General features: G+C 72.3%; 17 protein-coding genes. 14 read left to right on the forward strand and 3 right to left on the reverse strand.

What is annotated here, in order from left to right:
• The first annotated feature begins 92 nt into the window (after positions 1–92).
• From nuoE to nuoN, 10 genes are read left to right on the forward strand one after another with little or no spacing between them, the layout of a single operon-like run.
• Positions 93–956 carry an NADH-quinone oxidoreductase subunit NuoE gene (nuoE, locus tag IE182_RS24705; RefSeq protein WP_190112160.1) on the forward strand — a complete coding sequence of 288 codons (864 nt, stop codon included), beginning with the start codon at positions 93–95 and terminating at the stop codon, positions 954–956.
• Positions 953–2323: an NADH-quinone oxidoreductase subunit NuoF gene (nuoF, locus tag IE182_RS24710; protein WP_190112119.1), complete on the forward strand. Its 1371-nt coding sequence runs from the start codon at positions 953–955 to the stop codon at positions 2321–2323. Before nuoE ends, nuoF begins: the two co-directional genes overlap by 4 nt.
• Complete coding sequence (locus IE182_RS24715) at positions 2320–4830, forward strand: NADH-quinone oxidoreductase subunit G (RefSeq protein ID WP_190112120.1); 2511 nt, start codon at positions 2320–2322, stop codon at positions 4828–4830. Before nuoF ends, IE182_RS24715 begins: the two co-directional genes overlap by 4 nt.
• Positions 4831–4868: 38 nt before the next feature.
• Positions 4869–6209 carry an NADH-quinone oxidoreductase subunit NuoH gene (nuoH, locus tag IE182_RS24720; RefSeq protein ID WP_190112161.1) on the forward strand — a complete coding sequence of 447 codons (1341 nt, stop codon included), beginning with the start codon at positions 4869–4871 and terminating at the stop codon, positions 6207–6209.
• Positions 6202–6837, forward strand: a complete 636-nt coding sequence (gene nuoI / locus IE182_RS24725) for an NADH-quinone oxidoreductase subunit NuoI (protein ID WP_190112121.1) — start codon at positions 6202–6204, stop codon at positions 6835–6837. Before nuoH ends, nuoI begins: the two co-directional genes overlap by 8 nt.
• Positions 6834–7661 (forward strand): NADH-quinone oxidoreductase subunit J, encoded by an 828-nt coding sequence (locus tag IE182_RS24730; RefSeq protein ID WP_190112122.1) that lies wholly within the window; start codon positions 6834–6836, stop codon positions 7659–7661. The genes nuoI and IE182_RS24730 overlap by 4 nt, the downstream gene beginning before the upstream one ends.
• Positions 7658–7957 (forward strand): NADH-quinone oxidoreductase subunit NuoK, encoded by a 300-nt coding sequence (gene nuoK, locus IE182_RS24735; protein ID WP_190112123.1) that lies wholly within the window; start codon positions 7658–7660, stop codon positions 7955–7957. Before IE182_RS24730 ends, nuoK begins: the two co-directional genes overlap by 4 nt.
• Before the next feature lie 12 nt (positions 7958–7969).
• Entirely contained in the window at positions 7970–9865 is a 1896-nt protein-coding gene (gene nuoL, locus IE182_RS24740) for an NADH-quinone oxidoreductase subunit L (RefSeq protein WP_190112124.1), read from the forward strand.
• 2 nt (positions 9866–9867) lie between these two features.
• Positions 9868–11475 (forward strand): NADH-quinone oxidoreductase subunit M, encoded by a 1608-nt coding sequence (locus IE182_RS24745; RefSeq protein ID WP_190112125.1) that lies wholly within the window; start codon positions 9868–9870, stop codon positions 11473–11475.
• Positions 11472–13127: an NADH-quinone oxidoreductase subunit NuoN gene (nuoN, locus tag IE182_RS24750; protein WP_190112126.1), complete on the forward strand. Its 1656-nt coding sequence runs from the start codon at positions 11472–11474 to the stop codon at positions 13125–13127. Before IE182_RS24745 ends, nuoN begins: the two co-directional genes overlap by 4 nt.
• A gap of 88 nt (positions 13128–13215) precedes the next feature.
• Here the strand turns inward: nuoN and IE182_RS24755 are convergent, their stop codons facing one another.
• The 3 genes from IE182_RS24755 to fahA all read right to left on the reverse strand — a co-directional run bounded on the left by IE182_RS24755 (position 13216) and on the right by fahA (position 15701).
• Complete coding sequence (locus tag IE182_RS24755) at positions 13216–13737, reverse strand: hypothetical protein (protein ID WP_190112127.1); 522 nt, start codon at positions 13735–13737, stop codon at positions 13216–13218.
• A gap of 63 nt (positions 13738–13800) precedes the next feature.
• Positions 13801–14511: a GOLPH3/VPS74 family protein gene (locus tag IE182_RS24760; RefSeq protein WP_190112128.1), complete on the reverse strand. Its 711-nt coding sequence runs from the start codon at positions 14509–14511 to the stop codon at positions 13801–13803.
• A complete protein-coding gene (gene fahA / locus IE182_RS24765; RefSeq protein WP_190112129.1) occupies positions 14508–15701 on the reverse strand; it encodes a fumarylacetoacetase in 1194 nt (397 codons plus the stop codon). Before fahA ends, IE182_RS24760 begins: the two co-directional genes overlap by 4 nt.
• A 317-nt stretch (positions 15702–16018) precedes the next feature.
• Between fahA and IE182_RS24770 the strand changes: the two genes are divergently transcribed.
• From IE182_RS24770 to IE182_RS24785, 4 genes are all read left to right on the forward strand, one after another.
• Positions 16019–17236, forward strand: a complete 1218-nt coding sequence (locus tag IE182_RS24770) for a carboxylate--amine ligase (protein ID WP_373303610.1) — start codon at positions 16019–16021, stop codon at positions 17234–17236.
• Positions 17237–17337: 101 nt separating this feature from the next.
• Entirely contained in the window at positions 17338–18543 is a 1206-nt protein-coding gene (locus tag IE182_RS24775) for an FAD-dependent oxidoreductase (RefSeq protein WP_190112131.1), read from the forward strand.
• Between the two features lie 203 nt (positions 18544–18746).
• Entirely contained in the window at positions 18747–19757 is a 1011-nt protein-coding gene (locus tag IE182_RS24780) for a polyprenyl synthetase family protein (protein ID WP_190112132.1), read from the forward strand.
• A gap of 259 nt (positions 19758–20016) precedes the next feature.
• Positions 20017–21315 carry a LolA family protein gene (locus tag IE182_RS24785; protein WP_190112133.1) on the forward strand — a complete coding sequence of 433 codons (1299 nt, stop codon included), beginning with the start codon at positions 20017–20019 and terminating at the stop codon, positions 21313–21315.
• Positions 21316–21323 lie beyond the last annotated feature (8 nt).

Genomic DNA, 21323 nt, shown 5'->3' on the forward strand with positions numbered 1-21323 from the left:
GCCGGGCCGCAGACAGCCGTGACGCCCGCACCTCTGCGCCGCGCGGGCGGAGAAGCGAACGAGGAGGGGCAGTGAGCGATGTACAGCTGGGGATGCCGCAGCTCCCCGCCCCCGACTACCCCGCTGACGTCCGCGCCCGGCTGGAGGCGGACGCCCGCGAGGTGATCGCCCGCTACCCCGACGGCCGCAGCGCCCTGCTGCCGCTGCTGCACCTGGTGCAGGCCGAGGAGGGGCACGTCACCCGCACCGGCATCCGCTTCTGCGCCGGGCTGCTCGGGCTCACCACGGCCGAGGTCACGGCGGTCTCGACCTTCTACACCATGTACCGGCGGCGGGCCGGCGGCGACTACCAGGTCGGTGTCTGCACCAACACCCTGTGCGCGGTGCTCGGCGGAGACGCCATCTTCGACACCCTCAAGCGCCACCTCGGCGTCGGCAACGGCGAGACCACCGACGACGGCAAGGTCACCCTCGAACACATCGAGTGCAACGCGGCCTGCGACTTCGCGCCCGTCGTCATGGTCAACTGGGAGTTCTTCGACGACCAGACGCCCGAGAGCGCCACGCGCCTCGTCGACGACCTGCGCGCCGGCCGCCCGGTCGAACCCACCCGCGGTGCGCCCCTGTGCACGTACAGGGAGACGGCCCGCATCCTGGCCGGCTTCCCCGACCCGCGGCCCGGTGCCGTCGAGGCGAGCGGCGGTGCCGGACCGGCCTCCCTGGCCGGGCTGCGGCTGGCCAAGGGCGAGAGCGGCCCGGCCCGGGTCGGCCCGCCGCGCGGCGAGCCCCCGCAGGGCGAGCGCCCGCCCGAGCACCCCAGCTCCCACGACTCCCGCCCGTCGCCCGACCACCACCCCTCATCGAGTCCCTCCGGGACGCAGCAGTCTCCACCGCAGACATCCGCCTCGGACCCCGAGCACCCCAGCGGACCGGTCACCGAGGAGGGGGAAGGATGACCATGGCGCCCGAGATCTTCGAGACCAGCCCCGAGAAGCTGCTCTCACCCGTCCTCAGCGCCTTCTGGGACGAGCCCCGCTCCTGGACGCTGGAGACCTACCTGCGCCACGACGGCTACGAGGGCGCCCGCAAGGCACTGGCGATGACCCCCGACGACGTCATCGCCTACGTCAAGGACTCCGGGCTGCGCGGCCGGGGCGGCGCCGGCTTCCCCACGGGCATGAAGTGGCAGTTCATCCCCCAGGGGGACGGCAAGCCGCACTACCTCGTCGTCAACGCCGACGAGTCCGAGCCGGGCACCTGCAAGGACATCCCGCTCCTCTTCGCCAACCCGCACTCGCTCATCGAGGGCATGGTGATCGCCTGCTACGCGATCCGCTCCAGCCGCGCCTTCATCTACCTGCGCGGCGAGACCGTCCCCGTGCTGCGGCGGCTGCACGAGGCCGTGCGCGAGGCGTACGCGGCGGGCTACCTCGGGCGGAACGTCCTCGGCAGCGGACTCGACCTCGACATCACCGTGCACGCGGGCGCGGGCGCGTACATCTGCGGTGAGGAGACGGCCCTCCTCGACTCGCTCGAAGGGCGCCGCGGCCAGCCCCGGCTGCGGCCCCCCTTCCCCGCCGTCGCCGGCCTGTACGCCTGCCCGACGGTGGTCAACAACGTCGAGTCCATCGCCTCCGTGCCCGCGATCATGGCCCGCGGGAAGGAGTGGTTCCGTTCGATGGGCAGCGAGAAGTCCCCGGGCTTCACGCTCTACTCCCTCAGCGGCCACGTCGCGAACCCCGGCCAGTACGAGGCGCCGCTGGGCATCACCCTCGGCCAGCTGCTCGGCATGAGTGGCGGCATGCGCCCCGGCCACCGGCTCAAGTTCTGGACCCCGGGCGGTTCCTCGACCCCGCTGCTGACCGACGAGCACCTGGACGTGCCCCTCGACTACGAGGCCGTGGGCGCGGCGGGCTCGATGCTCGGCACCAAGGCCCTGCAGTGCTTCGACGAGACCACCTGCGTGGTGCGGGCCGTCACCCGCTGGACGGAGTTCTACGCCCACGAGTCCTGCGGCAAGTGCACGCCCTGCCGCGAGGGCACCTACTGGCTGGTGCAGCTGCTCCGCGACATCGAGGCGGGGCGGGGCCGCATGGCCGACCTCGACAAGCTGGCCGACATCGCCGACAACATCAACGGCAAATCCTTCTGCGCCCTCGGTGACGGCGCCGCGAGCCCGATCTTCTCCTCGCTGAAGTACTTCCGCGGCGAGTACGAGCAGCACGTCAAGGGCCGGGGCTGCCCGTTCGACCCGGCGAAGTCGACCGTCTGGGCCGACGGCCCCGCCAACCACCAGCACGCTCACCTGGGGGTGAACGCATGACCATCACCACGTCCGCCCCTTCCGGAGGAGGGAACGCGCCGGTTCCGCCGGAGGATCTCGTCTCCGTCACCATCGACGGCATCCAGATCTCCGTCCCCAAGGGGACGCTCGTCATCCGGGCCGCCGAGCTGCTGGGCATCGAGATCCCGCGGTTCTGCGACCACCCGCTGCTGGACCCGGTGGGCGCCTGCCGGCAGTGCATCGTCGAGGTGGAGGGCCAGCGCAAGCCGATGGCCTCCTGCACCATCACCTGTACCGACGGCATGGTCGTCAGGACGCAGCTCACCTCGCCCGTCGCCGAGAAGGCCCAGCGCGGCGTGATGGAGCTGCTGCTGATCAACCACCCGCTCGACTGCCCGGTCTGCGACAAGGGCGGCGAGTGCCCGCTGCAGAACCAGGCCATGTCCGCCGGGCAGGCCGACAGCCGCTTCGAGGGCCACAAGCGCACCTACGCCAAGCCGCTGCCGATCTCCCCGCAGATCCTGCTGGACCGCGAGCGGTGCGTGCTGTGCGCGCGCTGCACCCGCTTCTCCAACGAGATCGCCGGCGACCCGATGATCGAGCTGCTGGAGCGCGGGGCGCTGGAGCAGGTGGGCACGGGCGAGGGCGACCCCTTCGAGTCCTACTTCTCCGGCAACACCATCCAGATCTGCCCGGTGGGCGCGCTGACGTCGGCGGCGTACCGATTCCGCGCCCGCCCCTTCGACCTCGTCTCCTCGCCGACGGTCTGCGAGCACTGCGCGGGCGGCTGCGCGATGCGCACGGACCACCGGCGGGGCAAGGTGATGCGCCGGCTCGCGGCCGAGGACCCCGAGGTCAACGAGGAGTGGGTGTGCGACAAGGGCCGCTTCGCGTTCCGCTACGCGCAGCGGCCGGAGCGCTTCGAGACGCCGCTGGTGCGGGGCGCCGACGGGGTGCTGGAGCCGGCGAGCTGGCCGGAGGCCCTGGAGGCGGCGGCCCGCGGGCTGGCGGCGGCCAGGGGCCGGGCCGGGGTGCTGCCGGGCGGCCGGCTGACCGTGGAGGACGCGTACGCCTACGCCAAGTTCGCGCGCGTGGCGCTCGACACGCATGACGTGGACTTCCGGGCGCGGGTGCACAGCGGCGAGGAGGCCGACTTCCTCGCGGCCCGCGTCGCCGGCCGGGGACGGGACCTCGACGGCACGGGGGTGACGTACACGGCCCTGGAGCAGGCGCCCGCGGTGCTGCTGGTGGGGCTGGAGGCGGAGGAGGAGGCGCCCGGCGTCTTCCTGCGGCTGCGCAAGGCGTGGCGCAGGCGCGGTCAGCGCACGTTCGCGCTGGCCACGCACGCGACCCGGGGCCTTGAGAAGGCGGGCGGCACGCTGCTGCCGGCCGCGCCCGGCACGGAGCCGGAGTGGCTGCGGGCACTGGCGGACGCGTCGGGCCTGGACGCGGACGGCCGTGCGGCGGCGGAGGCGCTGCGTGCCGACGGCTCGCTGATCGTCGTCGGCGAACGCCTGGCGGGCGTGCCCGGCGCCCTGACGGCGGCCGTCGCCGCGGCCACGACGACCGGCGCCCGCCTGGTGTGGATGCCGCGGCGGGCGGGCGAGCGGGGTGCCGTCGAGGCGGGGGCCCTGCCGGGGCTGCTGCCGGGCGGCCGGCCGGCCACCGACCCGCGGGCGCGCGAGGAGACGGCGGCGGCGTGGGGCGTGGGCTCGCTGCCGCGCAGCCCCGGCCGGGACACCGGCCAGATCGTCGAGGCCGCGGCCACCGGCGAGCTGGGCGCCCTGCTCGTGGGCGGCGTGGAGGTCGCGGACCTGCCCGATCCGGCGCGGGCCCGGCAGGCGCTGGACGCGGTGGGCTTCCTCGTCAGCCTGGAGCAGCGGCCGAGCGAGGTGTCGGACCGGGCGGACGTGGTGCTGCCGGTCGCGGCCGTCGTGGAGAAGGCGGGCACGTTCCTCAACTGGGAGGGCCGGGCCCGGCCGTTCGAGACCGCGATCAAGCCCGACCAGCTGGCCCGGCGGCACGCGCTGCCCGACGCCCGGGTGCTGCACATGCTCGCCGAGGCGATGGACGTCCCCCTCGCGCTGCCCGATCTGCCCGCGGTGCGGGCGGAGATGGCGGCGCTGGGCCGGTGGGGCGGTGAGCGGGCGGCCGGTCCGGCGGAGCCCGGGCGGGCGCTGCCGCGCCCCCGGGACGGCGAGGCGCTGCTGGCCGGGCACCGGCTGCTGCTGGACCGGGGCCGGCTGCAGGAGGGCGACGACGCGCTGGCCGGTACGCGGCACGCCGCGTTCGCCCGGCTCTCGGCGGCCACGGCGGCCGAGGCGGGCGTGGCCGACGGCGAGGTGCTCGCGGTGAGCGGGCCGGCGGGCACGGTGCGGCTGCCGGTGCGGATCACGCCGATGCCCGACCGGGTGGTGTGGCTGCCGCTGGATTCCGTGGGCGGCGGCGTCGCCTCGGACACCGGGGCGGTGCCGGGCGAGCTCGTACGGATCGCCGCGGGGAGCGGCGAGGACCGGGGGACCGAGGGACGGGAGATGCGCTCGTGAACCCTGAGCTGACTCGGCTCGCTGCCGAGGACCTGTCGATGTTCGGCAGGGACCCGTGGTGGCTGGTGGTCGTCAAGGCCGTCTTCTGCTTCGCGTTCCTGATGCTGACGGTGCTCTTCTCGATCGTGTGGGAGCGCAAGGTCGTTGCCTGGATGCAGCTGCGCATCGGCCCCAACCGGCACGGGCCGTGGGGCATGCTGCAGTCGCTGGCCGACGGCATCAAGCTGATGCTGAAGGAGGACGTGGTCGTCCGGCGGGCCGACAAGATCGTCTACGTCCTCGCACCGATCGTGGCCGCGATCCCGGCCTTCATGGCGATCGCGGTGATCCCCTTCGGCCCGGCCGGCAACGAGGTCTCCGTCTTCGGGCACCGCACGACGATGCAGCTCACCGACCTGCCGATCGCGGTGCTCTACGTCCTCGCGGTCGCCTCGATCGGCATCTACGGCATCGTGCTGGCCGGCTGGTCGTCCGGCTCGACGTATCCGCTGCTGGGCGGACTGCGGTCCTGCGCGCAGATGATCTCGTACGAGATTGCGATGGGCGCGGCCTTCGCGTCGGTGTTCCTCTACTCCGGTTCGATGTCGACGTCGGCGATCGTCGAAGCCCAGCACGACCGCTGGTACGTGCTGTTGCTGCCGGTCTCCTTCCTCATCTACATCGCGACGATGGTGGGCGAGACCAACCGCGCCCCCTTCGACATGCCGGAGTCCGAGGGCGACCTGGTCGGCGGCTTCAACACCGAGTACTCGTCCATCAAGTTCGCGATGTTCATGCTCGCCGAGTACGTGAACATGGTGACGGTCTCGGCGGTCGCGACCACCCTCTTCCTGGGCGGCTGGCAGGCCCCGTACCCGCTCTCCGCGTTCTGGGAGGGCGCCAACCACGGCTGGTGGCCGATGCTGTGGTTCGTCCTCAAGGTGCAGCTGCTGCTGTTCTTCTTCATCTGGCTGCGCGGCACGCTGCCCCGGGTCCGCTACGACCAGCTGATGAAGCTGGGCTGGAAGGTCCTCATCCCGGTCTCGGTGGTGTGGCTGATGCTCGTCGCCACCGTGCGCGCGCTGCGCAACGAGAACTACGACTTCCAGGACATCCTGCTGTACGTCGGCGGCGGGGTCCTCGTTGTGCTGCTGGCCTCGCTCCTCTTCGACATCTTCCGAGGGGGCCGGGACGGCGACGGCGAGCCGGCCGGGGAGGGCGCCGAGGGGCCCGCACCCGCGCCCGCGTTCGACCCGATGGCGGGCGGATTCCCCGTGCCGCCGCTGCCCGGTCAGACCCTCCCGCCCGTCCCGCGGCGCCGGTCGCGCCAGGACCGCGAACTCATTGTCAGTGGCGGGGTGGACACTCAGAGTGACCGAAAGGAGGCCGACGGTGTCTAGCGAGCCTTCCCGGGGGGACGCCCCCCGGGCCCCCTTCCAGAATCCCGTGGCCGGCTTCGGCGTGACCTTCAAGGCCATGTTCAGGAAGCGGCTGACCGAGCAGTATCCGGAGGAGAAGAAGCACACGGCGCCGCGCTTCCACGGCCGCCACCAGCTCAACCGGCACCCCGACGGCCTGGAGAAGTGCATCGGCTGCGAGCTGTGCGCCTGGGCCTGCCCGGCCGACGCGATCTACGTCGAGGGCGCGGACAACACCGACGAGGAGCGCTACTCCCCGGGCGAGCGGTACGGCCGCGTCTACCAGATCAACTATTTGCGCTGCATCCTGTGCGGCCTGTGCGTCGAGGCGTGCCCGACCCGCGCGCTGACGATGACCAACGAGTACGAACTGGCCGACGCCAGCCGCGAATCGCTCATCTACACCAAGGAGCAGCTGCTGGCGGGGCTGGAGGACCGCATGGTCGACACCCCGCACGCGATCTACCCCGGCATGACCGAACAGGACTACTACCGGGGCCTGGTGACCGAGGCCGCGCCGGGCACGGAGCGGCAGGTGGCGCTCTCCAAGGGCGAACAGCACGCATCAGGGCCTGCGGCCCGGGCCACCGACGAGGAGGTGGAGGCATGAGCCTCGCCGCCGCCGCCTCGACGACGTCGACGGGTGAGGCGGTCCAGTTCTGGATCCTGGCGGTGGTCGCCGTGGCGGGCGCGCTGGGTGCGGTGCTGATGAAGAAGGCGGTGCACAGCGCGCTGTCGCTCGCCGGGACGATGATCGTCCTGGCGGTCTTCTACCTCGCCAACGGCGCCTACTTCCTGGGCATCGTGCAGATCGTCGTCTACACCGGCGCCATCATGATGCTGTTCCTGTTCGTCGTGATGCTCGTCGGCGTCACCGCCGCGGACTCGCTGAAGGAGACGATCAGGGGTCAGCGCTGGCTGGCCGGGCTGTGCGCACTGGGCTTCGGCGTCCTGCTGATGGCCGGCATCGCCAACGCCTCGCTGCGCGACTTCAACGGCCTGGGACAGGCCAACTCCGGCGGCAACGTCCAGGGCCTGGCCGCACTGATCTTCACCAAGTACGTCTTCGCCTTCGAGATCACCGGCGCCCTGCTCATCACGGCGGCCGTCGGCGCCATGGTCCTCACCCACCGCGAGCGCACCGAGCGGGCCGCCACACAGCGCGAGCGGTCGACGGCCCGCGTGCGCGGCGCCCACCTGCCGCCGCTGCCCGCGCCCGGCGTCTACGCCCGGCACAACGCCGTGGACGTCCCCGGCCTGCTGCCCGACGGGACGACGTCCGAGCTCAGCGTCAACGCCACGCTGCGGGCGCGCGGCCAGGTCCGCGACGTCTCCGGCGACGCCCTCGCCGACCTCGCGGCGCTGGAGCAGCGGTCGGAGAAGTGGCTGGAGAGGCGCGAGGACCGCTCGCACTCGCAGGGAGGCGCCCAGTGAATCCGGTCAACTACCTCTACCTGGCGGCCCTGCTGTTCACCATCGGCGCCGCCGGTGTGCTCATCCGGCGGAACGCGATCGTCATCTTCATGTGCATCGAGCTGATGCTCAACGCCTGCAACCTGGCCTTCGTCACCTTCTCCCGGATGCACGGCAACCTCGACGGCCAGATCATCGCGTTCTTCACGATGGTCGTGGCCGCCGCCGAAGTCGTGATCGGTCTCGCGATCATCGTGACGATCTTCCGCTCCCGCCATTCGGCCTCGGTCGACGACGCCGGCCTGCTGAAGCTGTAAGGGGACCTGACGGTGGAGAACCTCATCGGATTGCTCGTCCTGGTGCCCCTGCTGGGGGCCGGCGTGCTGCTCTGCGGCGGCCGCCGGCTCGACAGCAGCGCCCCCTGGATCGGCACGCTGCTCGCCGCGCTGTCCTTCGTCATCGGCGCGGTGCTCTTCGCCGGCATGCTCGGCCGGGACGGCGAGGACCGCGAGCTGGGCACGACCGTCTTCAGCTGGGTGCCCGTCGGGGACTTCCGGGCCGACGTCGGCTTCCAGCTCGACCAGCTGTCGATGACCTTCGTGCTGCTGATCACGGGCGTCGGCTCGCTGATCCACCTGTACTCGATCGGCTACATGGCGCACGACGAGCGCCGGCGGCGCTTCTTCGGCTACCTGAACCTCTTCCTGGCCGCGATGCTGCTCCTCGTCGTCGCCGACAACTACCTGCTGCTGTACGTCGGCTGGGAGGGCGTGGGCCTCGCCTCGTACCTGCTGATCGGCTTCTGGCAGCACAAGCCCAGCGCGGCCACGGCCGCGAAGAAGGCGTTCCTGGTCAACCGCGTCGGTGACGTCGGCCTGTCGATCGCCATCATGCTGATGTTCACCACCTTCGGGACGTTCGCCTTCGGGCCGGTGCTGGAGGGCGCGGACCGGGCGGGCGAGGGCAAGCTGACCGCCATCGGGCTCGTGCTCCTGCTCGCCGCCTGCGGCAAGTCGGCCCAGGTGCCGCTGCAGAGCTGGCTCGGGGACGCCATGGAGGGCCCCACCCCGGTCTCCGCCCTCATCCACGCGGCCACGATGGTGACCGCCGGCGTCTACCTGATCACCCGCTCGGGAGCGATCTTCGACGGGGCGCCGGACGCCCAGACGGCGGTCGTCACGGTCGGCGCGGTCACGCTCCTCTTCGGTGCGATCGTCGGTTGCGCGAAGGACGACATCAAGAAGGCCCTGGCGGGTTCGACGATGTCCCAGATCGGCTACATGATCCTCGCCGCCGGGCTCGGTCCGATCGGCTACGCCTTCGCGATCATGCACCTGGTGACCCACGGCTTCTTCAAGGCCGGCCTCTTCCTCGGCGCCGGCTCGGTCATGCACGGCATGAACGACGAGGTCGACATGCGGCGCTACGGCGGCCTGCGGTCGTACATGCCGGTCACCTTCGTGACGTTCGGCCTCGGCTACCTCGCCATCATCGGCTTCCCCGGCCTGTCCGGCTTCTTCTCCAAGGACAAGATCATCGAGGCGGCCTTCGCCAAGGGCGGCACCGAGGGCTGGATCCTGGGCGGCACGGCGCTGCTCGGCGCGGCCATCACCGCGTACTACATGACGCGCGTGATGATCCTGACGTTCTTCGGCGAGAAGCGGTGGCAGCCGGATGCCGCGGGCGAGCCGCCGCACCCGCACGAGTCGCCGCGGACGATGACCGTCCCGATGATCGTGCTGGCCTTCGGATCCGTCTTCGCCGGCGGCCTGTTCAGCCTCAACGACGCCTTCCTGAACTGGCTGGAGCCGGTCACCGGGCACGCGGAGGGCCACTCGCCGGTCACGGCCGTGCAGGTCACCGCGGCCACCATGGTCGTCCTGTTCGTCGGCGTCGCGCTCGCCTGGGCGCAGTACGGGCGCGCTCCGGTGCCGGTCACCGCGCCGCGCGGCAACGTCCTGGTCCGGGCCGCCCGCCGCGACCTGCTCCAGGACGACGTCAACCACATCGTGCTCGTCCGCGGTGGTGAGCACCTGACCCGCAGCCTGGTCTACCTCGACCACACCGTGGTCGACGGCGTCGTCAACGGCACCGCCGCCTCGGTCGGCGGGCTGTCGGGCCGGATGCGCAGGCTGCAGAACGGCTTCGCGCGCTCGTACGCGGTCTCGATGTTCGGCGGTGCGGCGGTGCTCGTCGCCGCGACCCTGCTGATGAGGGCGGTCTAGTCATGTCATTTCCCCTGCTGACGGCCACGGCGGCGGTGCCCGCCCTCGGGGCGGTGGCCACCGCCGCCGTCCCGGCCGCGCGGCGCACGGCCGCCAAGTGGCTCGCGCTGGCCTTCTCGCTCGCCACCCTGTTGCTGGCCGCGGTGCAGCTCGTGCGCTTCGACCCGGAGGCGAAGGGCCCCTTCCAGCTCACCGAGTCGCACGCCTGGATCGCCGACTTCGGGGTGCGGTACGAGCTGGGCGTCGACGGCATCGCGGTGGTGCTGATCGCGCTGACCGCGCTGCTGGTGCCCTTCATCGTGCTGGCCGGCTGGCACGACGCCGACCCCCTGGAGACGAAGTCGACGCGCTGGCGGCCCACCCAGGGCTTCTTCGCGCTGATCCTCATGGTCGAGGCGATGGTCGTCATCGCCTTCGAGGCCACCGACGTCTTCCTCTTCTACATCTTCTTCGAAGCCATGCTCATCCCGATGTACTTCCTCATCGGCGGCTTCGGCGACCGGGCGGGGGAGCGCCCGGAGGCGGAGACGGCGACCCAGCGCTCGTACGCCGCCGTGAAGTTCCTGCTCTACAACCTCGTCGGCGGCCTGATCATGCTGGCCGCCGTGATCGGGCTCTACGCGGTCACCGCCCACCAGCTGGGCACCGGCACCTTCTCCCTCACCGAGATCGTCCAGGCCCGTGCGAACGGGGAGCTGGAGTTCGCGACCACCACCGAACGGGCCCTGTTCCTCGGGTTCTTCTTCGCCTTCGCCGTCAAGGCACCGCTGTGGCCGCTGCACACCTGGCTGCCCAACGCCATGGGCGAGGCCACCGCCCCCGTCGCGGTCCTGATCACCGCGGTGGTGGACAAGGTCGGCACGTTCGCGATGCTCCGCTTCTGCCTCCAGCTCTTCCCGGAGGCGTCGAAGTGGGCGACGCCGGTGATCCTGGTGCTGTCGCTGATCAGCATCCTCTACGGGGCGCTGCTGGCGGTCGGCCAGCGGGACATCAAGCGCCTGATCGCCTACGCCTCGATCTCCCACTTCGGCTTCATCGTGCTCGGCATCTTCGCGATGACCACCCAGGGCCAGGGCGGCGCCACGCTCTACATGGTCAACCACGGGATCTCCACGGCCGCGTTGATGCTGGTCGCCGGGTTCCTGATCTCCCGCCGCCGCTCGCGGCTCATCGCCGACTACGGCGGCGTCCAGAAGGTGGCGCCGGTCCTCGCGGGCACGTTCCTGGTCGGCGGCCTGGCCACGCTGTCGCTGCCGGGCCTCGCCCCCTTCGTCTCCGAATTCCTCGTCCTGGTCGGCACCTTCAGCCGCTACCCGGCCGTCGGCGTGATCGCCACCGTCGGCATCGTGCTCGCCGCGCTGTACGTCCTCGTGCTCTACCAGCGCACGATGACCGGCCCGGTGAAGGAAGCGGTGCGCGGCATGCCGGACCTGCGGGTGCGCGAGCTGGTCGTCGTCGCCCCGCTGATCGCCCTGCTGCTCTTCCTCGGCATCTACCCCAAGCCGCTGACGCAAATGATCGACCCGGCGGTCGAGCACACGATGTCGCAGGTGGAGAAGGGCGACCCCCAGCCTGATGTTCGTGTGAACGATGTGGAGGCCGCGAAGTGAGCCACGCAGCATCTGTCCACAGCCTGTGGACACTGGCGGCGGCCGAGGCGCCGAAGAAGATCCCCGCACCGCACATCGAGTACGCCCAGCTCTCGCCGACGCTCATCGTGCTGGGCGCCGCCGTCCTGGGCGTCCTCGTCGAGGCGTTCCTGCCGCGCCGTGCCCGCTACCACGCCCAGCTGCTGCTGACCGTCGTCGGCCTGGCGGCCGCCTTCGCGGCCGTCGTCGCCCTGGCGGCGGGCGGCTACGGCTCGGACAAGGCGCACGTCGCGGCCATGGGCGCGGTCGCCGTCGACGGCCCGGCGCTCTTCCTGCAGGGCATCGTGCTCCTCGTCGGCCTCGTCGCGGCGTTCACCTTCGCCGAGCGCCGGCTCGAACCCGCGGCGAACGGCCGGCCCGTCGACTCCTTCGCCGCACAGGCCGCCACGGTGCCCGGCGGTGACGCCGAGCGGAAGGCCGTCATGGCGGGTCTGGCGACCACCGAGGTCTTCCCGGTCATGCTCTTCGCGGTCGGCGGCATGCTCGTCTTCCCCGCCGCCAACGACCTGTTGACGCTCTTCGTCGCGCTGGAGGTCTTCTCCCTCCCGCTGTACGTGCTGTGCGCCCTGGCCCGCCGTCAGCGGCTGCTCTCGCAGGAGTCGGCGGTCAAGTACTTCCTCCTCGGCGCCTTCTCCTCCGCGTTCCTGCTCTTCGGGGTGGCGCTGCTGTACGGCTACGCGGGCACGGTCACCTACTCCGGCATCGCCGAGGTCGTCGGCGGCACCACCCGCACCGTCGACCCGGCGCTCGCCGGCACGATGGGCAACGACGCACTGCTGCTGATCGGCGGCGCACTGGTGCTGATGGGCCTGCTGTTCAAGGTGGGTGCGGTGCCGTTCCACATGTGGACCCCCGACGTCTACCAGGGCGCCCCCACACCGGTCACCGGCTTCATGGCGGCCGCCACCAAGGTCGCCGCCTTCGGCGCCCTGCTGCGGCTGCTGTACGTCGTCCTGCCGGGACTGCGCTGGGACTGGCGGCCGGTGATGTGGGCCGTCGCCATCGTCACGATGCTCGTCGGCGCGATCGTGGCCGTCACCCAGACCGATGTGAAGCGGCTGCTGGCCTACTCCTCCATCGCCCACGCCGGCTTCATCCTCGCCGGTGTCATCGCCACCACCCCCGACGGCATCTCCTCGGTGCTCTTCTACCTGGGCGCCTACTCGTTCGTGACGCTGGGGGCGTTCGCGGTGGTGACACTCGTGCGCGACGCCGGCGGCGAGGCCACGCACCTGACGCAGTGGGCCGGCCTCGGCCGCCGTTCGCCACTGGTCGCGGCCGTGTTCGCGGTGTTCCTGCTGGCCTTCGCCGGCATCCCGCTCACGAGCGGCTTCGCGGGCAAGTTCGCCGTCTTCAAGGCGGCGGCGCAGGGCGGGGCCGCGCCGCTGGTCATCGTCGGCGTGCTGTCCTCGGCGATCGCCGCGTTCTTCTACATCAGGGTGATCGTGCTGATGTTCTTCAGCGAGCCGCGGACCGAGGGCCCGACCGTCGCCGTGCCGAGCCCGCTGACGTCCACGGCCATCGCCGTGGGCGTCGCGGTCACCGTGCTCCTCGGAGTGGCACCGCAGTACTTCCTGGACCTGGCGGGCCAGGCGGGGACGTTCGTGCGGTAGCCGCCGCGCACACCGCCACCCGCCGCCCGGCGCCCCCGTGGAGGGGCGCCGGGCGGCGGCATGCCTGCGCGTGCGGATGCCGGTGAGTTCAGCTGCTGGGCTTCGCCGGGATGCCGCCGGGCAGGGCGGGCTTGCCGTCGCCGCCCACGGCCTTGCTCATCTTGTCCTCCTTGCCGGAGGCCCAGGCCACCGTGAAGGACTTGCCGTTGAAGTTCTTGATGGTGCCCGTGGCGTAGTCGGTGCTGCCGTCCTGGCAGTGCTTGATGTTGATGGTGACCGGCTGGGCGTTGTCGACGACGGTGCCCGAGCAGGCGGTCTTGCCGCTGAGCATGACCTGGCTTCCGGCAAAGGAGAGGATCAGCATGCTCTTGTCGGCGAGCTTGCCGCCGTTGGACCAGCCGCCCGCGAGGTCGGCGGCCGAGACGTTGTTCTTGCCCGGCTCGTCCGCCGGGGTCTCCTGCTTCCCGGAACCGCCCGGCGTCTGCGCCGGGGCGTCCGCGCCGGGCTTGGTGTCGGCCTTCTTGTCGCCGCCGTCGCTGCTCTTGCTGCAACCGGTCATCAGCACAGCGGCGATGAACGCCGCCCCCGTGATCTGCACTGCCTTGCGCACGTGCGCTCTCTCCTTCGTCGTGCCCAGCCCCGGCTGGAACTGGACACGACAAGCTAGCAGCGGTCAGTCGCCGCCTCCGCCGCAGCCGCCCCCGCAGCTGCTGCCACAGCCTCCGCCGCAGCCGTGCCCTCCGCCGCCGTCACCACCGCCGCCGGACGAGCCGGACTGGATCGTGACCTTGCGGTACACCGCGGCGGAGATCCAGTGCTCGCGCCGCAGGCGGCGCATCGCCTTGCGGTCGTGCCGTCCGCCCCAGCCCGGGTAGAGGGCACGGGTGATGCCGATGGCCGACGCCAGCGCGGCCAGCGCCCGGGCGCGCGGGTCGGGGAAGCCCGCGCGCAGCGCCGCGTCGAGGGCCGTGCGCGCCGGGGTGGTGAGGTCGACCGCGTCCACGGGATAGTGCAGCCGCGGGACGATGCCGTTGCCGACGCGCTGCCGGTGCACCCGTACGGCGCGTCGCTCCAGCAGCCCCATGACCCAGGACTGCTCCTGGTCCCGGGCCGCGGTGGCTATCCACTGCGCGGTCTTGGGACCCTGCTTGCCCAGCTGCCACAGCGGCACGGAGAGGCGGGGGTCGGCCTGCGGGACGGGGGTGGCGGGGACGGGCCGCCCGTCCTCCTCCCGCACGCACCCGCGCAGCTCCAGCTCCGCGAGCACCGCCCCGGCCAGGCCGTAGGCCAGGTCCCGGGGCGAGCACAGCTTCATGCCGTCCGCCGGGGCGTGCGCGAGCAGCAGGAGCTCCTCCGGCAGCGTCAGGCCCGCCTCCGGGCTCACGAACCGGGTGGCGCCGCGGGCGCCGGGACGATGCGGCCGGTGACCTCGCCGAGGCCGATGCGGGCGCCGTCCGGCCCGGGTGCCCACGCGGTGAGGGTGACCTCGTCGCCGTCGGCCAGGTAGGGGCCCTTGCCCTGGGTGAGTTCGAGCAGGCAGCCCAGCTGGTCGGGCTCGGGGCCGCTGACCGTGCCCGAGGCGTAGAAGTCGCCGGTGCGCAGGGAGGCGCCGTTGACGGTCATGTGGGCGAGCTGCTGGGCGGCCGTCCAGTACATGGCGGAGAAGGGCGGCCGGGAGACGGTCTCGCCGTTGACGGTCACCTCGATGCGCAGGTCGATGCCGCCGGGCTCGGCGCCGGAGTCGTCGAGGTAGGGCAGCAGCGGGTGGGTGCGCTCCGGCGGCGCCGTGCGGGCCTCGTCGAAGGCGTCGAGCGGGGTGATCCACGCCGAGACGGAGGTCGCGAAGGACTTGCCGAGGAACGGGCCGAGCGGCACGTACTCCCACGCCTGGATGTCGCGCGCCGACCAGTCGTTGACCAGGCAGACGCCGAACACGTGCTCGCGGAAGGCGCCGAGCGTCACCGGGGTGTTGACGGGGGCGGGGGTGCCGACGACGAAGCCGACCTCGGCCTCGATGTCCAGGCGCAGGGAGGGGCCGAACGACGGGGTCGCGTCGGCGGGGGCCTTGCGCTGGCCCTGCGGACGGACGACGTCCGTGCCGGAGACGACGATCGTGCCGGCGCGCCCGTGGTAACCGATGGGCAGGTGTTTCCAGTTGGGCGTGAGGGGCTCGTCGGCATCGGGGCGGAAGATGCGGCCCACGTTGCCGGCGTGGTGCTCGCTGGCGTAGAAGTCGACGTAGTCGGCGACCTCGAACGGCAGGTGCAGCGTCACCCGGTCGAGCGGGTGGAAGTGCGCCTCGTCCGACAGCCAGCCGCGGACCTCGGACCGGACCTCCTGCCAGACCGGCCGGCCCGCGGCCATCAGCGGGTTGAGGGTGGGCTGGTCCAGCAGGCCGGCGTGGGCGGAGCCGTGCGCGGCGGCCGCGGCGGCCGCGTCCAGGACGTACGCGCCGTAGCGGACGCCGATGCGCGGGCGGTCGGGCGCGTCCGGGGTGGTGAAGACGCCGTACGGGAGGGTGTGCGCGCCGAAGGGGTCGCCTTCGGCCGGCTCAAGGGGGCTGTGCTGGGGCATGGGACGCTGCCTCGCCTTCTGTTCCTGGGCATGCCGACGGGCTGGTGGAGACGGGTACGACCGGGGCGGCCGGTGGGCCGGTCGGATCGATCCACACATTACGTGTTGACCGCTCCTGGGCAAGGGGTGTCCGGGGGTGTCCGAGCGAGTCCAAAGGGAGGGCAATGTCCGGTAACTCCTTGCTGGACTCAGCGATTCCGAAGTAGCGTCCTAAGTCGGGTCACACACAGTGGGGGGCCGCTGAGGCTGGGTGGCCGAGGGGGGTGCTGGTGGCGAGCAGGAGCGCGCCCGTAGCGGCGGACCGGTCCGTTCCAGGGTTGATTGTGAAGATCGGCGACTATCCCCTGCACCACGGCGGGGTGGGCGCGATCCGCAGCCTCGGCCGGCTGGGCGTCCCGATGTACGCCGTCACCGAGGACAGATGGACCCCTGCCGCCCTCTCCCGCTACCTGCACTCCGGCTTCGTGTGGCCGACGACGGGCACCGAGCGGCCCGAGGAGCTGGTGGCGGGCCTGTTGCGGATCGGACGGCGGATCGGCCGCCCGGCGGTGCTGATCCCCACGGACGAGGAGGCGGCCGTGCTGATCGCCGAGCACGCCGAGGCGCTCGCCGGCTCCTTCCTCTTCCCGCCCGTCGAGCCGCGGCTGCCGCGCCGGCTGGCGAGCAAGCAGGGGCTGCACGAGCTGTGTGCGGAGCACGGCGTGCCCTCGCCGTCGGCGCTCTTCCCTGCCTCGTACGAGGAGATCGAGAAGTACGCCTCCGTCGCCACGTACCCGCTGGTGGCCAAGAACCGCGAGGCGTTCGAGCGGCGCCGGCACCCCGCGGTGGCCGGCACCACCCGCATCGGCGGGCCGCGCGAGCTGCTGGAGCTGGCGCGCGGCTGGGGCCCGTCCCCGGGCGTGATCCTGCAGGAGTACCTGCCGCGCGAGGAGGCCGAGGACTGGATCGTGCACGCCTACTTCGACGCGGAGAGCACCCCGCTGGCGATGTTCACCGGCGTCAAGGTGCGCTCCTGGCCGCCCCACGCGGGCATGACCGCCAACGCCTACGTGGTGGACAACCCCGAACTGGCGACCATGGCGGCACAGTTCATCAAGCAGATCGGCTTCTGCGGGATCATCGACCTGGACTGGCGCTTCGACCGGCGCGACGGCCGGTACAAGCTCCTGGACTTCAACCCCCGGATGGGAGCGCAGTTCCGGCTCTTCGAGAACGAAGCCGGCATCGACGTCGTCCGGGCCCAGCACCTGGACCTCACGGGACGGCCCGTCCCGGAGGCCGAGCAGCTCACGGGCCGCCGCTTCGTCGTGGAGAACATCGACCTGCCCGCCTTCGCCGCCTACCGTCGCAGCGGCTACACCACCCCCCACGCCCCCGCCCGGGCGAGCGGCACGGAGCTGGCCTGGGCCGCCCGTGACGACATGAAGCCGTTCTTCACCATGCTCGCCCGGTTCGTGCGGCCGGGCGTGCGGCACCTGTGGCAGCTGTGGCGCTCCCGGCGCCGGGCCGCCGCCGTCGCCGAGCGATCCGACTGAACAGCCGACTGAACTGCCGACCGAACCGCCGACCGAACACCGCGTACGCCGCTGAAACCGTCGCCCGGCCGCGCTCCGGGCAACGCCCTGGGAGGGGACCCGTGACACTTCCCGTAGCCGTCATCGGGGCCGGTCCGTACGGCCTCTCGACCGCAGCTCACCTGAAGGCGCGCAATGTGCCCACGCGCGTCTTCGGCTCGCCGATGGTGAGCTGGCGGGAGCACATGCCCGCCGGGATGCTGCTCAAATCCACCCCAGTCGCCTCGAACATCGACGCCCCGCAGCCCGGGCACACCCTCTTCGACTACTGCCAGGACGTGGGGGAGCGGCGCTACGAGTCCGACTGGGACGCCATCCCCGTCGAGACCTTCGCCGGCTACGGGCTGTGGTTCCAGCAGCGGCTGGTGCCCGGGCTGGAGCGGGAGCGCGTGGTGGCCGTCGAGCGGCGCACCTCGGGCTCCGGCTTCGAGCTGAAGCTGGACTCGGGGGAGCAGTTCGCGGCGCGCGCCGTGGTGGTGGCCACGGGCCTGAGCGGCTTCGCGCAGCTGCCGCCGGAGCTGGCGGCGGCGGTGCCGGACGGGCCCTCGCCGGGCGGTGCGATCTCGCACAGCTCCCAGCACCGCGACCTGTCGGTCTTCGCCGGGCGCGACGTGGTCGTCGTCGGTGCCGGGCAGTCCGCGCTGGAGACCGCCGTGCTGCTGGCCGAGGCGGGCGCCGGCGCGGTGCGGATCCTGGCGCGGCGGCGCGGCGCGGTGCGGTTCGGGGCGGCGCCGGACGGGCAGCCGCCGCTGAGGCCGGACACCCCCTTCGGCCGGGCCTGGTCGCTGTACGCGTTCTCGTACCACGCGGACGGCTTCCGGCATCTTCCGGCGCCGACCCGGGCGTTCCTGGTGCGCCGGGTGCTGGGCCCGCTGGGCGCCTGGTGGCTGCGGGAGCGGTTCATCGGCCGGGTGCAGGTCACCGAGGGCAAGCACATCGTGCGCGCACGGGTGGAATCCGGGCGTCCGGTGCTGACCCTCTCCGGTGACACCGAGGGGCCCGAGAACGAGCTGCGCGCCGACCACGTCATCGCGGCGACCGGCTACCGGGTCGACGTGGCGGCCCTGGACTTCCTCGGGCCCGGGCTGCGCACCCGGCTCGCGGTGAGTGCGGGCGGCCCCCGGCTGGGCGCCGGCTACCGCTCCTCGGTGCCGGGGCTGTTCTTCACGGGGCTGCCGGCGGCCGCCAGCTACGGGCCGGTCATGCGGTTCGTGTGCGGCACCGAGTACGCCTCGCCGCGGCTGGCCCGGGCGGTGGCGCAGCTGTAGGGCTTCCGAAATGTCCCAGAACGCCGGACGGGCCGAATTCGCCCGTCCGGCGTTCGCGTGCGGGGGCCGGGTCGTACCCGGTGTCGGCGTCCGAAGGGGACGGCGCCCACGGTGATCGAGAGCCGACCGGATACGCTGACTTTTGGTGAAGACAGCGACACATCGACAATCCCCGTGTTCGCAGGCAGACAGGAGTACCCCTCGTGACCGTCGTCGGGCCTTTTGGGCTGAGCGTGCGGGACCAGGCTCTTGAAGCCGATGTCCAGGCCGGATTGGCCGCCGTCGAGGAGGGTCTCCTGGAGGCCACCAAGAGCGGCGTGCCCTTCATCACCGAGGCCGCCCAGCACCTGGTGCAGGCCGGGGGCAAGCGGTTCCGTCCGCTGCTGGTCGCGCTCGCCGCGCAGTTCGGCGACCCGTACGCCCCGGGTGTGGTGCCGTCGGCCGTGGTCGTCGAGCTCACCCACCTGGCCACGCTGTACCACGACGACGTGATGGACGAGGCCGAGGTGCGCCGGGGCGTGCCCAGCGCCAACGCCCGCTGGGGCAACTCGCTGGCCGTCCTGACGGGTGACTTCCTCTTCGCCCGCGCCTCCCACATACTGGCCGACCTCGGCCCGGAGGCCGTGCGCATCCAGGCCGAGGCGTTCGAGCGGCTGGTCACCGGCCAGATCCTGGAGACCGCGGGCCCGCGCGACGGCCGCGACCCCATCGAGCACTACCTGGACGTCATCGCCGGCAAGACCGGCTCGCTGATCGCCGTCGCGGGGCGCTTCGGCGCGATGATGTCCGGCGCCGACGAGCGGGTCGTCGAGATCCTCACCCACTACGGGGAGCGGCTCGGCGTCGCCTTCCAGCTCGCCGACGACGTCCTGGACATCGCCAGCGACTCCCACGAGTCCGGCAAGACCCCGGGCACGGACCTGCGCGAGGGCATCCCGACCCTGCCCGTGCTGCACCTGCGGGCCCGGGCGGCCGCCACCGGCTCGCCCGAGGACCTCCGGCTGTGCGAGCTCCTCGACGGCGACCTCGCCGACGACGAGCTGCTCGCCGAGGTGCTGCGCCGGCTGCGCGTCCACCCGGCCCTGGAGCAGGCCCGGCGCGACACCGTCCGCTACGCCCAGGAGGCGCGCGCGACGCTGGCGCCGCTGCCCGACGGCCCCGCCAAGGCGGCGCTGGAGCAGCTCTGCGACGCGGTGGTCCACCGGGCCGGCTGAGCCGCCCCAAGCGCCCCTGGCCAGGCCGGACTCCGCCTTCCGGTAGAGGCGCCCCTAGGGGGCGTCATACCGGAGGCGTACGGCTACTTGATCCCGTCGGCTGACGACGGAGCGGTGCCCCTTTGGTGGAATGGAATGCGTCTTCTCCGGGGGAATCCCCGGACTCCCGCGCCACCACCGAGCGGTCGGGCCACAATGAGCCTAGGTGTGGGCGAGTGCACGACGCGAAAGACCGCCGCCGACGACGGAGGTAGAGCACATGGCACGGATCCAACCGACACCGGGCACCGACGCGGCCGACGGGCGCGGCGCGGCCAAGGGCCGCCGCAAGGCCGTCCGCTACGCGGTACCGGTCGCGGTGGCCGGCGTTGCGGCCGCGACGATCGGCATCGGCTCGGCGCTCGCGAGCACCGGCGACCCGGATCTGCCCAAGATCAGCGCGCAGGACCTCATAGCCAAAATGGCTGCGTCGGACACCCAGCAGATGTCCGGATCCGTCAAGATCACCACGGATCTGGGGCTGCCGTCGTTGCCGTCGGGCCTCGGTCTGGAGAGCGGTGGCGGCCACGGCGGCAAGAAGGGCGGTACGGCGGCCTCCCCCGAGAGCAAGCTGACCGAACTCGCCTCCGGTACGCACACGCTGCGCGTGGCCGTGGACGGCCCCGACAAGCAGCGCGTCTCGCTCGTCGAGCGCGCCGCCGAGTACAGCGTCATCCGCAACGGCGACGACGTCTGGGCCTACGACAGCGCCGGCAACACCGCGCTGCACTCCAAGGCGCCGCAGCGCGGTCCGGACGGCAAGCGCGAGGCCGCGGGGACGCCCAAGGACCTGCGCGGCGCCTCGCCGCAGGAGCTGGCCAAGAAGGTCGTCGAGGCGGCCGGCGGTACGACGACCCTCACCGTCGACGGCACGGCCAAGGTGGCCGGCCGGGACGCCTACCAGCTGGTCCTCACGCCCAAGCAGGGCGAGTCGACGGTCGGTGCGGTGCGCATCGCGGTCGACGCGAAGAACGGCGTGCCCCTGAAGTTCACGCTCGCGCCCAAGAGCGGCGGCAAGGCCGTCGTCGACGCGGCCTTCACCAAGGTCGACTTCGGCAAGCCGGGCGCGGACACCTTCTCCTTCACCCCGCCCAAGGGCGCCAAGGTGACGGAGGGCGGCGACAAGGACGGCAAGGCCGGCAAGGACGGCAAGCACGCCGGCCGCGGCGACCAGCAGAGCGGCTTGACCGGGGCGCTGGGCCTGCCGGGCGCCGGCGGTGACGGGGCGGCCAAGGTCACCGGCGAGGGCTGGGCCTCGATCGCCCAGTTCACCGCGGGCAAGGAGGCCGGTGGCATCGTCTCCGGCAAGGACCGCAGCGCGCTCAAGGACGCCGGGAAGAACGGCGACGCCGCCGGCAAGCTGCTGGACGGCCTCGGTTCCAAGGTCTCGGGCGACTTCGGTTCCGGCCGGGTCTTCAGCACCCGGGTCATCAACGCCCTGATGACGGACGACGGCAAGGTCTTCGTCGGCGCCGTCTCCAAGGACGCACTGGTCAAGGCGGCCAACGCGGCGAAGTAGCCGCGCAC

It is taken from the genome of Streptomyces cinnamoneus (assembly GCF_014650495.1).
In the GTDB taxonomy this organism is placed as follows: Bacteria; Actinomycetota; Actinomycetes; order Streptomycetales; family Streptomycetaceae; genus Streptomyces; species Streptomyces cinnamoneus.

Coding starts and splice junctions, on each gene's coding strand:
- IE182_RS24745 (WP_190112125.1), top strand. CDS start 9,868: ATGTCATTTCCCCTGCTGACGGCCACGGCGGCGGTGCCCGCCCTCGGG.
- nuoF (WP_190112119.1), top strand. CDS start 953: ATGACCATGGCGCCCGAGATCTTCGAGACCAGCCCCGAGAAGCTGCTC.
- IE182_RS24730 (WP_190112122.1), top strand. CDS start 6,834: ATGAGCCTCGCCGCCGCCGCCTCGACGACGTCGACGGGTGAGGCGGTC.
- nuoE (WP_190112160.1), top strand. CDS start 93: ATGCCGCAGCTCCCCGCCCCCGACTACCCCGCTGACGTCCGCGCCCGG.
- IE182_RS24715 (WP_190112120.1), top strand. CDS start 2,320: ATGACCATCACCACGTCCGCCCCTTCCGGAGGAGGGAACGCGCCGGTT.
- fahA (WP_190112129.1), bottom strand. CDS start 15,701: ATGCCCCAGCACAGCCCCCTTGAGCCGGCCGAAGGCGACCCCTTCGGC.
- IE182_RS24785 (WP_190112133.1), top strand. CDS start 20,017: ATGGCACGGATCCAACCGACACCGGGCACCGACGCGGCCGACGGGCGC.
- nuoH (WP_190112161.1), top strand. CDS start 4,869: ATGTTCGGCAGGGACCCGTGGTGGCTGGTGGTCGTCAAGGCCGTCTTC.